The sequence below is a fragment of the Paragemmobacter straminiformis genome (genome assembly GCF_014243445.1).
GTDB lineage: Bacteria > Pseudomonadota > Alphaproteobacteria > Rhodobacterales > Rhodobacteraceae > Paragemmobacter > Paragemmobacter straminiformis.
The window spans coordinates 66,569-79,094 of sequence record NZ_JACLQD010000006.1 but is presented as its reverse complement, the minus strand read 5'-3'; the positions used below and the strand labels follow the sequence as shown (position 1 = coordinate 79,094).

Below are 12,526 nucleotides of genomic sequence, written 5' to 3'. Positions count from 1 at the left end.
GTGCGCACTTGTTGCGCACCGCTTCCGGTCACAGGTTCCCCCGTAGGGTGCGCACTTGTTGCGCACCGCCTTCGGTCACAGGTTCTCCCCCGTAGGGTGCGCACTTGTTGCGCACCGCTTCCGGTCACAGGTTCCCCCGTAGGGTGCGCACTCGTTGCGCACCGCCTTCGGTCACAGGTTCCCCCCGTAGGGTGCGCACTTGTTGCGCACCGCCTTCGGTCACAGATTCCCCCCCGTAGGATGCGCACTCGTTGCGCACCGCCTTCGGTCACAGGGTCTTCCCGTCCGGTCACAGGTTCAGCGTCACCCAGGCGCCGTTCTTTCGGGACGAGCGCACGCAGGCATCGACGAAGGCCACGCCTTCGAGCCCTTCCTTCAGACCGGGGAAGGTGACGGCGGCGTCGGGGGGGCTGCCGTCACGGCGGGCAAGGATGGCGCGCGCGGCTTCGGCGTAGATATTGGCGAAGCCTTCGAGATAGCCTTCGGGGTGGCCCGGCGGGATGCGGGTCACCCGGGCGGCGGCGGCCCCCGATCCGGCGCCTCCGCGCGTCAGGCGGTAGCGCGGCGCGCCGAGGGGGCCGACCCAGAGGTAGTTCGGGTCCTCCTGGCTCCATTCGATCCCGGCCTTGGTGCCGAAAACGCGGAGTTTGAGGTTGTTTTCAAGGCCGGTGGCGACCTGCGAACACCACAGCATGCCCTTGGCCCCGCTGGTGTAGCGCATCATCACATGGCCGTTGTCATCGACGCGGCGGCCCGCGACGAAGGATTGCAGATCGGCGGCGAGGCTTTCCAGCGTCAGGCCGGTCACGAAATTGGCAAGGTTGAAGGCATGGGTGCCGATGTCGCCCGTGGCCCCCCCGGCCCCCGTGCGGGCGGGGTCGGTGCGCCAGTCGGCCTGTTTCTGGCCCGATTGCTCGATCGGTTCGGCCAGCCAGTCCTGCGCATATTCGACCTGCACCAGACGGATCTCGCCCAACTCTCCGTTGCGGACCATTTCGGCCGCCTGCCGGATCATCGGGTAGCCGGTGTAATTATGCGTCAGGGCAAAGACCACGCCCGAGGCTTCGGCGGCTTTGGCGAGTTTCTTCGCCTCGGTCAGGGTGGCGGTCAGGGGTTTGTCGCAGATCACATGGATGCCGCGGCGCAGGAATTCGAGCGCCACGGGGGCGTGCATGTGGTTCGGCGTGACGATGGCCACGGCTTCGATGCCCTCTTTCTTGCGCGCCTCGGCCCGTGCCATTTCGGCAAAGCTGGCATAGGTGCGCCTGGGGTCGACGCCAAGATCGGCCCCCGAGGCCATGCTTTTCTCGGCGCTGGAAGAAAAGCACCCCGCCACCAGTTCATACTGGTCGTCGAGCCGTGCGGCGATGCGGTGGACGGCACCGATAAAGGCATCGCGCCCGCCGCCCACCATGCCAAGGCGGATGCGGGGTGCGCGTGCGACATGGGCTCCGGTTATGGCCATTTCTGTCTTCCCTCGTTCATCTTTGCGAAAAATACTCCGGGGGTGCGGGGGCTGGCCCCCGCCTTGCCCGATCAGTCCAGACCCAGCATCCGGCGGTTCGCGGCGCGGTCGGTGCCGGCGCCTGCGAAATCGTCAAAGGCTTTTTCGGTCACGCGGATGATGTGGTTCCTTACGAATTCGGCCCCTTCGCGCGCGCCGTCCTCGGGGTGTTTCAGGCAGCATTCCCATTCCACCACGGCCCATCCGTCAAAGCCGTATTGGGTAAGGCGCGAGAAGATGCCGACGAAATCGACCTGTCCGTCGCCGGGGCTGCGGAAGCGGCCCGCGCGGTTCACCCATGACTGGAAGCCGCCATAGACGCCTTGGCGGCCCGTGGGGTTCAGCTCGGCGTCCTTGACGTGGAACATGCGGATGCGGTCGTGGTAGATGTCGATATGTTCCAGATAATCAAGGTGTTGCAGTACGTAATGGCTGGGGTCATAAAGCATGTTGGCGCGTTTGTGGCCCCGAACGCGGTCAAGGAACATCTCGAAGCTGATGCCGTCATGCAGGTCTTCGCCGGGATGGATTTCGTAGCAGACATCGACGCCGCAGTCTTCGGCGTGGTTCAGAAGCGGGGTCCAGCGGCGGGCGAGTTCGTCGAAAGCCTCTTCCACCAGTCCGGCGGGGCGCTGCGGCCAAGGGTAGAGGTAGGGCCAAGCCAGCGCGCCCGAAAAGGTGGCATGGGCGCCAAGGCCGAGGTTTCTTGATGCGGTGAGCGCCTTTTTCACCTGATCGGCGGCCCATTCGGCGCGTGCCTTGGGGTTACCGCGCACGGATGGCGCGGCAAAGCCGTCAAAGGCCGTGTCATAGGCGGGGTGGACGGCGACGAGCTGGCCTTGCAGGTGGGTGGACAGCTCGGTCACGGCGATGCCGTTGGCGGCTGCCTCGCCCTTGAAGTCGTCGCAATAGGTTTTGGAGGTTGCCGCCTTGTCCAGATCGAACAGGCGGGCATCCCACGAGGGGACCTGCACGCCGACATAGCCGCAGTCGGCGGCCCATTTCGTGATGGCCCCCCAGGAATTGAAGGGGGCGGCATCGCCTGCGAATTGCGCCAGAAACAGCGCGGGACCTTTGATGGTTTTCATGTCGTCTCTCGCTTGGTTGGTGGGGCCGGAGGGGCTTCGTCGGGGCTGTCGAGGAATTGCGAGTCTTCGGGGGCCTTGCGTTCGATAGCGGCGATGACGGCGCGGGCGAGGAACTCTCCGGCGCGTCCGACATCTTCGGGCAGGACGATCAGGGCGCTGCGGAAGCGTTTGAGGAAGGGGATCGCCTCTTTGCCCACCGCGTCGAAATCGCGGCCGAGAACGGCGCCGGTGCGTTCGGCCCCCGCGACCGAGGCCATCGTGGCGGTGGTGGAGCCGAGGACGAGTCCGTCGGGAGGGTTGGCGGCGGCGAAGCGGCGGGCGATGGCGTCGTCGATCTGCGTGCCGGGGCTGTCGGAGGTGATGCCTTCGGCGACCTCGAAGGACAGGTCGAGGCGGGCGGATTCATCGGCGAAGCCGGTCAGCATGTGATGGGCATAGCTGTGGCTGCGCGGCGGGGCGACGATCATCAGACGCTTGCGGCCGCGCGCGTGCAGGGCGCGGACGGCGACGCGGGCGAAGGCTTCGTTGTCATAGTCGAAATAGGGGTGCGACAGGCCCATGTCGGTGCGGCCATGCGTGGCGAAGGGGAAACCGTGGTCATGCATGTAGCGCACGCGCGGATCGTCGGGGCGCGTCTGGTTCATGATGATGCCATCGGCCGAGCCGGTCTCGACAAGGTAGCGGATCGGGGTCATCGGGTCCTCGTCGGGGAAGAAGGGCATCACGACGAGGTGGTAGTTGGTGCCTTTCAGCGCGCGGGCGATGGAATAGAGCAGCTGCGAGGTGTGGTTCATCACATCGGCCTCGGTCGAGAGGACGAGGGCGATGACATTGGTCTTGCCCGTGCGCAGGCGCACGCCCGCGCGGTTGGGGCGATAGCCGAGGCGGGCGGCCGCCTCGCGCACGCGGCGCTTGGTCTCCTCGCCGATGTCGGGGGCATCCTTGAGCGCGCGCGAGACGGTGGCGATGGCAAGCCCGGTTTCGGCGGCGATGGTCTTGAGCGTGGGACGCGCGTCGGCAAGCGAGGACTCGGGCGGCGAATCTGTCATGCGCGCTGTCCTTTCTGCCGCGATGCGGCGGGGGCCGTGCGGGTGCGGCGAGGCGGGAGCGGGCAAGGGCCGTCCCGACGCAGCCGAGGCCCGCCACCGCGCGATTCGCCCTGCGCCGGACCCAAAACGACAGTGCCGGAAAACGGTGTTTCCGCAAGGCGTTGGGTGGCGATGTGGCACGGGGCGAAGGGGGCTGCGGGCATGATTCAGGGGGGCCGGATCGCTTGGAGTGAGGGGCCTATTTGACGCCTGCCGAAGGGGGGCGACAAGTGAAAAGATGGCTTGATCGGGAAAACTATAACGATATAGGCTTTTACTATAACGATATAGAAACGGGAGGATACCTTATGAAGACCAAAACTCTGGCTGCCTTGCTGTGTTCGGCCGTGGCGGTTCCGCTTGCCGCGAATGCCGTCGATCTTGAGGTGACGCATTGGTGGACCTCGGGCGGGGAAGCCGCTGCGGTGGCCGAATTGGCCAAGGCGTTCGACGCCTCGGGCGACCATTGGGTCGACGGCGCCATCGCCGGTTCGGGCGGCACGGCGCGCCCGATCATGATCAGCCGGATCACCGGCGGTGACCCGATGGGGGCGACGCAGTTCAACCACGGCCAGCAGGCGATGGAACTGGTCGAGGCGGGGCTGATGCTCGACATCACCGACGTGGCCGAGGCGAACAACTGGAAGTCGATCGTCAATCCGCCGAGCCTGCTTGATGCCTGCACCATCGACGGCAAGATCTATTGCGCGCCGGTGAACATCCACTCGCCCGAGTGGCTGTGGATTTCCAACAAGGTCTACGAGGATCTGGGCATTCCGGTGCCGCAGAACTGGAACGAGTTCGTCGCCTCGGCCCCGCAGGTGGAAGCGGCGGGCAAGATTCCGCTGGCGCTGGGCGGACAGCCCTGGCAGTCGAACCTTGCCTTCGGGGCGATCTCGGTCGCGGTGGCGGGGCTTGATGTCTGGAAGAAGGTGAACGTCGACAAGGATATGGATGTGGCGGCCGGACCTGAATATGCCGCCGTGTTCAAGGCCGCTGCCGACGCGCGCAAACTGGCCGCGAAGTCGAATGTGCAGGACTGGAACCAGGCCACCAACCTTGTCATCACCGATCAGGCCGCGGCGCAGATCATGGGCGACTGGGCGCAGGGCGAATTCGCCGTTGCGGGCGAGGTTGCGGGCAAGGATTACACCTGTCTGCCGGGGCTGGGGCTGAATGCCTATCTGTCGACGGGGGGCGATGCCTTCTATTTCCCCAAGCTGGATGATCCCGAGAAAGAGGCCGCGCAGAAGCGTCTGGCCGCCCTGCTGGTCGCGCCGGAAACGCAGGTTGCGTTCAACCTGAAGAAAGGCTCGCTGCCGATCCGTGGCGATGTCGATCTGGCGACGGCCAATGACTGCATGAAGAAGGGGCTGGAAATCCTTGCCTCGGGCAACATCGTGCCGTCGGGCGACATGGTCTGGAGCGCGGATGTGCAAAAGCAGATCGAGGACCTGATGGTCGAGTTCTGGAGCAGCGACATGCCTGCCGAGGATGCGCAGGCCAAGTGGGTCGAGATCCTGAAATCGGGCCTGTAAGGGCGCGCCGAGGCTTTGGGGGCCGTCCGCACCGTCGGGCGGCCCCGATCCACCTGATGCAGAAGAATTCGGAGGCTAGCCGCGCATGGCTGACGGGGCGCGACGGAACCCTTTGTTCCGCAATCTGACCGCAAAGCTGGCGGCGGTGCCGATGGTGCTGACGGCGCTTGTCGTCTTTGCCGGTGGCACGGTCTGGACGGTGGTCTATTCCTTCACCAGTTCGAAGCTGCTGCCCAAGCTGAAATGGGTGGGGCTGGACCAGTACGAGCGGCTTTGGGGCGCGAGCCGCTGGCTTGTCGCCATCGAGAACCTGCTGATCTATGGCGTCCTGTCGCTGGTGCTGACCATAAGCATCGGCTTTATGCTGGCGGTGCTGCTGGACCAGAAGATCCGCTTCGAGGATACGTTCCGCACCATCATGCTTTACCCCTTTGCGCTGTCGTTCATCGTGACGGGGCTGGTCTGGCAATGGCTGCTGAACCCCGAGTTCGGCGTGCCTTCGGTCATCAAGGCGATGGGCTGGGAAAGCTTCGAGCTGGACCTGCTGCACGATCCGAAGATCGTGCTTTACGGGTTGCTGGTCGCGGGGCTGTGGCAGGGCACGGGCTTTGTGATGTGCATCATGCTGGCCGGATTGCGCGGGATCGACGAGGACATCTGGAAAGCCTGCCGCGTCGACGGGATACCGCGCTGGAAAACCTATCTGTTCGTGATCGTGCCGATGATGCGGCCTGTGTTCATCACCACGCTGGTGATCGTCGCCTCGGGGATCGTGAAGCTTTATGATCTGGTCGTGGCGCAGACGAGCGGCGGGCCGGGGAATGCGAGCCAGGTGCCGGCGATGTATGTCTATGACTACATGTTCCAGGCGCAGAACCTTGGACAGGGGTTTGCGGCGTCGTCGATGATGCTGGTGTCGGTGCTGATCGTGCTGATCCCTTGGGCCTATCTGGAATTCGGGGGGCGCAAGCGTGGCTGACGCAGATACATCAAAGCGCGCGGCCGGGGCGGGCGGGCCGCGTGGAGCAAAACCGAAGAAGCGGTTTTCGCGCGGAAACATAATGCTTTACGGCACGCTCTTCATCGTTTGCATTTACTACATTCTGCCGCTTTGGGTGATGGTGATGACCTCGCTCAAGGGGATGCCGGAGATCCGTGTGGGCAATATCTTTGCCCCTCCGGTCGAGATCACCTTCGAGCCTTGGGTCAAGGCCTGGTCCGAGGCCTGCACGGGGTTGAACTGCGACGGGTTGAGCCGCGGCTTCTGGAATTCGGTGCGGATTCTGGTGCCGAGTGTGATCCTGTCGATCGCTGTGGCGAGCGTGAACGGCTATGCGCTGGTGAATTGGCGGTTCAAGGGGGCGGATGTGTTCTTTACCATCCTGATCTTCGGCAGCTTCATTCCCTATCAGGTGATGCTTTACCCCATCGTGATCCTGCTGCGGGAAATGGGGATATACGGCACGCTGTCGGGGCTGGTGCTGGTGCATACGATCTTTGGCATGCCCATTCTGACGCTGCTGTTCCGCAACTATTTCTCGTCGCTGCCGGAGGAGCTGTTCAAGGCCGCACGGGTCGACGGGGCGGGGTTCTGGGCGATTTATTTCCGCATCATGCTGCCGATGAGCATGCCGATCTTCGTCGTCGCCGTGATCTTGCAGGTGACGGGAATCTGGAACGATTTCCTGTTCGGGGTCGTGTTCACCAAGCCCGACATCTATCCGATGACGGTGCAGCTGAACAACATCGTCAACTCGGTTCAGGGGGTCAAGGAATACAACGTCAACATGGCGGCGACGCTGCTGACGGGGCTGGTTCCGCTGACCATCTATTTCATCTCGGGAAAGCTGTTCGTGCGCGGGATCGCGGCGGGCGCGGTGAAAGGCTGACATGCATTCGATATCGGTAAAAGAGTTGACGCTGAATTTCGGCGCGGTCTCGGTTCTGAAGGATCTGAACCTTGACGTGGCCGAGGGCGAGTTCATCGTTCTCTTGGGGCCGTCAGGCTGCGGGAAGTCGACCTTGCTGAACTGTCTGGCAGGGTTGCTGGACATCACCGACGGGGAAATCTGGATCAAGGGCAAGAACGTGACCTGGGCCGAGCCGAGCGAGCGCGGGATCGGGATGGTGTTCCAGTCCTATGCGCTTTACCCGCAGATGACGGTGCGCGGGAACCTGTCTTTCGGGTTGAAGAATGCAAGGATGCCGCAAGCCGAGATCGACAAGCGCGTGGCGCGGGCGGCCGAGATCTTGCAGATCGGCCCGCTTCTGGACCGCAAGCCCGGTGCGCTTTCGGGCGGGCAGCGGCAGCGGGTCGCCATTGGGCGGGCCTTGGTGCGGGATGTCGATGTGTTCCTGTTCGACGAGCCCTTGTCGAACCTTGACGCCAAGTTGCGCAGCGAATTGCGGGTGGAGATCAAGCGGTTGCACAGCCGGTTGAACAATACGATGGTCTACGTCACGCATGACCAGATCGAGGCGCTGACGCTGGCGGACCGGATCGCGGTGATGCGCGGCGGGATCATCCAGCAACTGGACGCGCCGCAGGTGATTTACAACCGGCCCGCGAACCTGTTCGTGGCGGGCTTCATCGGCAGCCCTGCGATGAATTTCCTGCACGGGGCCACGGTCGATGGCGGGCGCAGGTTCGAGGCCGGGGGCATCGGCCTGTCGCTTGAGGGATACGAGGGCGGCGCGGTCGGGGCGCGGCCCGAGGTGGTGCTGGGCCTGCGACCCGAGCATCTGGAGATCGTGCCCGGGGCCGAGGAAGGGCGCACCATTCCGGCGGTGGTGGAGTTGGACGAGCCGATGGGGGCCGACAGTCTTGTCTGGCTCAAGGCGGGCGGGGCGCAGATGTCGGTCCGCGTGCCGGTCGAGCGGCGGATGGCGCGGGGGGCGGCGGTGCATTTGCGGGTGGATATGACCAAGGCGAGCCTGTTCGACGCCGCAACGGAGCAGCGCATCTGATGGATCTGGCGGGAGAATGGCGCTTTGGCGATGGCGCGGGGACCGATGTTCCCTGTGCGCTGCCGGGGGACGGGATTACGGCATTGCAGGCGGCGGGCGTGATCCCCGACCCCTATTACGGGCGCAACGAATACGGGCTGCGCTGGATCGCCGGGCGCGACTGGGTGGCGCGGCGGGCCTTTGAGCATGACGGGACCGAAAGCGAGCTGGTGATCGAGGGGCTGGATACCGTGGCCGAGGTGCGGCTGAACGGGATTCTGGTGCTGTCGGCGGCCAATGCCTTCCGCAGGTGGCGGGTGCCGCTGGCCGGGGCCTTGCGGCGCGGGGCGAACGAGATCGCGGTGACCTTCCGCTCGGTCGTGGCCGAAGGCGCGGCGCGGCAGGCGGCGCTGCCCTTTCCGGTGCCCTATCACCAGCCGAATTGCCCCATTCCCAACGGCAACATGATCCGCAAGCCGCAATGCGATTTCGGCTGGGACTGGAACATCGCGCTGGCGCCCTTTGGCATCTGGGGGGCGATCCGGCTGGAGCCTGTCGGGCCAAGGGTGCGCGATGTGATCGTGAGCCAGCGCCACGAGGGCGGCGTGGCCGAGGTCGCGGTCGAGGTACAGGGCACGGGGGACGAGGTCACGGCGACGCTGTGCGGGGTGACCGCATCGGCGCCTGCGGTTGGTGGCGTGGGGCGGGTGGTGCTGCGGATCGAGCGGCCCGTGCTGTGGTGGCCCGCAGGATCGGGCGAGCAGGTCCTGCACGATCTGGTGGTGACGATGGGCGGCGCGCGGGCGGTGCGGCGGATCGGCCTGCGCGATCTGGCGCTGGTGGCGCAGGCCGATGCGGCGGGGCGGTCATTCGGCTTTCGCGTGAACGGGCGCGATGTGTTCGCGCGCGGGGCGAACTGGATTCCGGCCGATGCGCTGCACGGGCGGATCACGGTCGAGGGCGTGCGGGGGCTGCTGCAATCGGCGGTGGACGCGCATATGAACATGATCCGCATCTGGGGCGGCGGGCGGTACGAGCCGGACTGGTTCTATGACCTTTGCGACGAGATGGGGTTGATGGTCTGGCAGGATTTCATGTTCGCCTGCCATCTTTACCCCTCGACGCCCGGATTTCTGGCCGAGGTCGATGCCGAGGTGCGCGATGTGGTGGCGCGGTTGAACCACCATGCCTGCATCGCCCTGTGGTGCGGCGACAACGAGTTGATCGGGGCCTTGGGCTGGTTCGAGGAGTCGCGCAAGGACCGGGACCGCTATCTGGTCAGCTATGACCGGCTGAACCGCACGGTCGAGACGGCGCTGATGGCGGTGGCCCCTGCGGCGAACTGGTGGCCGTCGTCGCCCTCGCCGGGGGTGCTGTCGTTCGGGGATGCGTGGCATGACGACGGTTCGGGCGATATGCATTTCTGGAGCGTCTGGCACGAGGGGCGGGATTTCGACCACTACCGAGATGTGCGACCGAGGTTCTGTTCGGAGTTCGGGTTCCAGTCCTATCCCAGCCTGAGCGCCATAGGCAGCTTTGCCGAACCGCGCGATTTCAACATCGCGGCTCCGGTGATGGAGAGCCACCAGAAGAACGCGGGCGGGAATGCGCGGATCGCGGAGACCATGTTCCGCTATTTCCGCTTTCCGGTGGATTTCGGGAATTTCGTCTATCTGAGCCAGGTGCAGCAGGGGCTGGCGATAAAAACGGCGGTGACGGCGTGGCGCGGGTTGAAGCCGCATTGTCAGGGGGTGCTGTACTGGCAGCTGAACGACACGTGGCCGGTCTGTTCCTGGGCCTCGCTCGACTATGGCGGGGGGTGGAAACTGCTGCACCACATGGCGCGCGGTTTCTATGCGCCGGTGACGGTGGTGTGCCTGCCCGATGCCGAAGGCTTCACGCTGCGGGCGGTGAATGACGGGCAGGGCGAGGTGGCCTTGCGCGTCGTGGCGCGGGCGGCGGCGATGGACGGGACGCTGCGCCCCTTGGGTGCGGGCGAGGGGACGGTGCCGCTGGACCGGGGGGTTGACCTGTTGCGCGTGGCGCGGGACGACCTGCGCGAGGGCGAGGTGCTGGCCTTTGCATGGGAAGGCGGGGCCACGGGGGGCGATGTCTTCGCGCCCCGCCCGTGGAAGAGCTATGAGCTGCAACCCGCAGGGATGAGGGCCGAAATCTCGGGCGGGGCGGGGCGCTGGACGATCCGGCTGACGGTTGCTGCCCTTGCGCCTTTCGTCGCTGTCGAGGCCGATGTGGCCGGGCGGTTCAGTGCCAATGCGGTGACGCTGTTTCCGGACCATCCGGCGGAGATCACCTTTGACTGTGCGGCGGATGCCGCGCCACGCTTCTTGATACGCGATCTTCACTCTGCGACCTATGCATCTGAAAAGGAAACGAAATGACGTCTTTCCAGCTTTACACCTCGCGCAATTTCCCGCCCTTGCGGGGCACGCTGGAGATGCTGGCCGCGACCGGTTTCACCGGGGTCGAGGGCTATGGCGGTGTCTATGGCAACCGCGCGCAGCTTGCCGAGCTGGCCGAGGGGCTTGCGGCCACGGGGCTGGTGATGCGGACCGGACATTTCGGCTTGCAGCAGCTTGAGGAGGAGCCGGACTTCGTGCTCGAGGTGGCGCGGACGGTCGGGATGGAGCGGGCCTATTGCCCCTATATCATGCCCGAGGACCGGCCAAGGGACATGGACGGCTGGCACGCGCTGGGCGCGCGGTTGCAGAAGGCGGGGGCGCCCTTGCGGGCGGCGGGGCTGGGCTTTGGCTGGCACAACCACGATTTCGAATTCATCCCGCAGGCCGGGCGCGCGCCGATCGAGGCGCTGTTCGCGGGCGGGCCGGACCTTGAATGGGAGATCGACGTGGCATGGGTGGTGCGCGGCGGCGAGGATGCGCTGGCGTGGATCGAACGCTTCGGGGGGCGCATCACCTCGGCCCATGTGAAGGATGTGGCGCGGGCGGGCGAGAACGCGGACGAGGACGGCTGGGCCGATCTGGGCGACGGGATCGTGCCCTGGGCCAAGGCGCTGCCGGCGCTGCGCGCGCTGGGGGTGAAGCACTTCGTGATCGAGCATGACAACCCGTCGGACCAGAGCCGCTTTGCGCGGCGGTCTTTGGCGGCATTCAGGGCACTTTGAGGAACATCATGGAAAAGCTGGGTATCGGCATCATCGGATGCGGCAACATCTCGACCACCTATCTGCGCCTTGCGCCGCTGTTCAAGGGGCTGGAGGTGCGGGCCGTGGCGGATGTGAACAAGGCCACCGCCGAGGCGCGGGCGGCGGAGTTCGGCACAAGGGCGCAGCCGGTGGATGACCTGCTGGGCAACGGCGATGTGGATGTGGTCATCAACCTGACCATACCGGACGCGCATTTCGCGGTGTCGAAGGCGGCGCTCGAGGCGGGAAAGCACGTCTATTCGGAAAAGCCGCTGACGCTGTCGCTGGCGGACGGGCTGGCGCTGCGCGATCTGGCCAAGGCCAAGGGGCTGGCCGTGGGCTGCGCGCCCGACACCTTTCTGGGCGGGTCGCACCAGTTGGCGCGGGCCCTGATCGACGAGGGGCGCGTGGGGCGGATCACGGCGGGCGGGGCTGCGGTGATGGGCCACGGGATGGAGCATTGGCATCCGAACCCCGATTTCTTCTTTTTGCCGGGGGGCGGGCCGATGCTGGACATGGGCCCCTATTACATCGCCAATCTGGTCAACCTGATCGGGCCGGTGAAGCGGGTGGCGGCGCTGACCAGTGCGGCCGAGACCGAGCGGACGATTTCATCCGAGCCGAGGAAGGGCGAGAAGGTGCCGGTCAGGACGCCGACGAACATCCATGCCTTGTTGGAATTCCACAACGGGGCCACGGTGAACCTTTCGACGAGCTGGGATGTGTGGAGCCACAGGCGCGGGCATATGGAGCTGTACGGGACTGAGGGCACGATCTACGTGCCGGATCCGAATTTCTTCGGCGGCACGGTCGAGGTGGCGGGGCGCGATGGCGTGGTGGCGGCGGTTCCGGCATGGGACCATCCCTTCGGCAAGGTCAATCAGGAGCATGTCTCGATGCCCGCGCCGCTGGCCAATTACCGGTCGGCCGGATTGGCGGATATGGCGCAGGCGATCCTGTCGGGGCGGGATGCGCGCTGCTCGATCGACCGCGCCCTGCACGGGGTGGAGGTGATGACGGCCTGCCTGAAATCGGGCGAGACGGGGGCTTTCGTCACCATGCAGACAAGTTGCACGCGGCCTGCGGCACTTGGGCTGGACGAGGCGCGGGCGCTGCTGGCCTGACGCCCGACGCCCGCGATTTTTCTGCGAAAAATCGGGCGAAAGCCAGGCGAGGCTTCGGTCCCTTCGGGGGCCGGA

Annotated in this window: 10 protein-coding genes; 7 read left to right on the top strand and 3 right to left on the bottom strand. The window is 65.5% G+C overall.

Annotated features, from left to right (window positions below):
* Positions 1-289: 289 nt before the first annotated feature.
* The 3 genes from H7F16_RS17860 to H7F16_RS17850 all read right to left on the bottom strand — a co-directional run bounded on the left by H7F16_RS17860 (position 290) and on the right by H7F16_RS17850 (position 3,641).
* Positions 290-1,465 carry a Gfo/Idh/MocA family protein gene (locus H7F16_RS17860; protein WP_185799003.1) on the bottom strand — a complete coding sequence of 392 codons (1,176 nt, stop codon included), beginning with the start codon at positions 1,463-1,465 and terminating at the stop codon, positions 290-292.
* Between the two features lie 71 nt (positions 1,466-1,536).
* Positions 1,537-2,592 (bottom strand): sugar phosphate isomerase/epimerase family protein, encoded by a 1,056-nt coding sequence (locus H7F16_RS17855; RefSeq protein WP_185799002.1) that lies wholly within the window; start codon positions 2,590-2,592, stop codon positions 1,537-1,539.
* The gene (locus H7F16_RS17850; RefSeq protein ID WP_185799001.1) at positions 2,589-3,641 is read right to left on the bottom strand and encodes a LacI family DNA-binding transcriptional regulator; all 1,053 of its coding nucleotides are present in this window, start codon (positions 3,639-3,641) and stop codon (positions 2,589-2,591) included. The genes H7F16_RS17855 and H7F16_RS17850 overlap by 4 nt, the downstream gene beginning before the upstream one ends.
* Before the next feature lie 347 nt (positions 3,642-3,988).
* Here H7F16_RS17850 and H7F16_RS17845 point away from each other — a divergent pair, with 347 nt between their 5' ends.
* The 7 genes from H7F16_RS17845 (at position 3,989) to H7F16_RS17815 (ending at position 12,451) form a co-directional block, all read left to right on the top strand.
* A complete protein-coding gene (locus tag H7F16_RS17845; RefSeq protein ID WP_185799000.1) occupies positions 3,989-5,218 on the top strand; it encodes an ABC transporter substrate-binding protein in 1,230 nt (409 codons plus the stop codon).
* Between the two features lie 85 nt (positions 5,219-5,303).
* The gene (locus H7F16_RS17840; protein WP_185798999.1) at positions 5,304-6,197 is read left to right on the top strand and encodes a carbohydrate ABC transporter permease; all 894 of its coding nucleotides are present in this window, start codon (positions 5,304-5,306) and stop codon (positions 6,195-6,197) included.
* 82 nt (positions 6,198-6,279) lie between these two features.
* Positions 6,280-7,107, top strand: coding sequence for a carbohydrate ABC transporter permease (locus H7F16_RS17835; RefSeq protein WP_185798998.1), 828 nt, complete (start codon positions 6,280-6,282; stop codon positions 7,105-7,107).
* A 1-nt stretch (position 7,108) separates the two neighbouring features.
* On the top strand, positions 7,109-8,185 hold the full coding sequence (locus H7F16_RS17830) for an ABC transporter ATP-binding protein (protein ID WP_185798997.1): 1,077 nt from the start codon (positions 7,109-7,111) through the stop codon (positions 8,183-8,185).
* Positions 8,185-10,563, top strand: a complete 2,379-nt coding sequence (locus H7F16_RS17825) for a beta-mannosidase (RefSeq protein WP_185798996.1) — start codon at positions 8,185-8,187, stop codon at positions 10,561-10,563. The genes H7F16_RS17830 and H7F16_RS17825 overlap by 1 nt, the downstream gene beginning before the upstream one ends.
* On the top strand, positions 10,560-11,306 hold the full coding sequence (locus tag H7F16_RS17820) for a sugar phosphate isomerase/epimerase family protein (RefSeq protein WP_185798995.1): 747 nt from the start codon (positions 10,560-10,562) through the stop codon (positions 11,304-11,306). The genes H7F16_RS17825 and H7F16_RS17820 overlap by 4 nt, the downstream gene beginning before the upstream one ends.
* 8 nt (positions 11,307-11,314) lie before the next feature.
* Positions 11,315-12,451 (top strand): Gfo/Idh/MocA family protein, encoded by a 1,137-nt coding sequence (locus H7F16_RS17815; protein ID WP_194308533.1) that lies wholly within the window; start codon positions 11,315-11,317, stop codon positions 12,449-12,451.
* Positions 12,452-12,526: the final 75 nt, after the last annotated feature.

What these genes read in the sequence shown, in the direction of transcription:
- H7F16_RS17860 (WP_185799003.1), bottom strand. Translation starts at nt 1,465, where the DNA reads ATGGCCATAACCGGAGCCCATGTCGCACGCGCACCCCGCATCCGCCTT.
- H7F16_RS17855 (WP_185799002.1), bottom strand. Translation starts at nt 2,592, where the DNA reads ATGAAAACCATCAAAGGTCCCGCGCTGTTTCTGGCGCAATTCGCAGGC.
- H7F16_RS17850 (WP_185799001.1), bottom strand. Translation starts at nt 3,641, where the DNA reads ATGACAGATTCGCCGCCCGAGTCCTCGCTTGCCGACGCGCGTCCCACG.
- H7F16_RS17845 (WP_185799000.1), top strand. Translation starts at nt 3,989, where the DNA reads ATGAAGACCAAAACTCTGGCTGCCTTGCTGTGTTCGGCCGTGGCGGTT.
- H7F16_RS17840 (WP_185798999.1), top strand. Translation starts at nt 5,304, where the DNA reads ATGGCTGACGGGGCGCGACGGAACCCTTTGTTCCGCAATCTGACCGCA.
- H7F16_RS17835 (WP_185798998.1), top strand. Translation starts at nt 6,280, where the DNA reads ATGCTTTACGGCACGCTCTTCATCGTTTGCATTTACTACATTCTGCCG.
- H7F16_RS17830 (WP_185798997.1), top strand. Translation starts at nt 7,109, where the DNA reads ATGCATTCGATATCGGTAAAAGAGTTGACGCTGAATTTCGGCGCGGTC.
- H7F16_RS17825 (WP_185798996.1), top strand. Translation starts at nt 8,185, where the DNA reads ATGGATCTGGCGGGAGAATGGCGCTTTGGCGATGGCGCGGGGACCGAT.
- H7F16_RS17820 (WP_185798995.1), top strand. Translation starts at nt 10,560, where the DNA reads ATGACGTCTTTCCAGCTTTACACCTCGCGCAATTTCCCGCCCTTGCGG.
- H7F16_RS17815 (WP_194308533.1), top strand. Translation starts at nt 11,315, where the DNA reads ATGGAAAAGCTGGGTATCGGCATCATCGGATGCGGCAACATCTCGACC.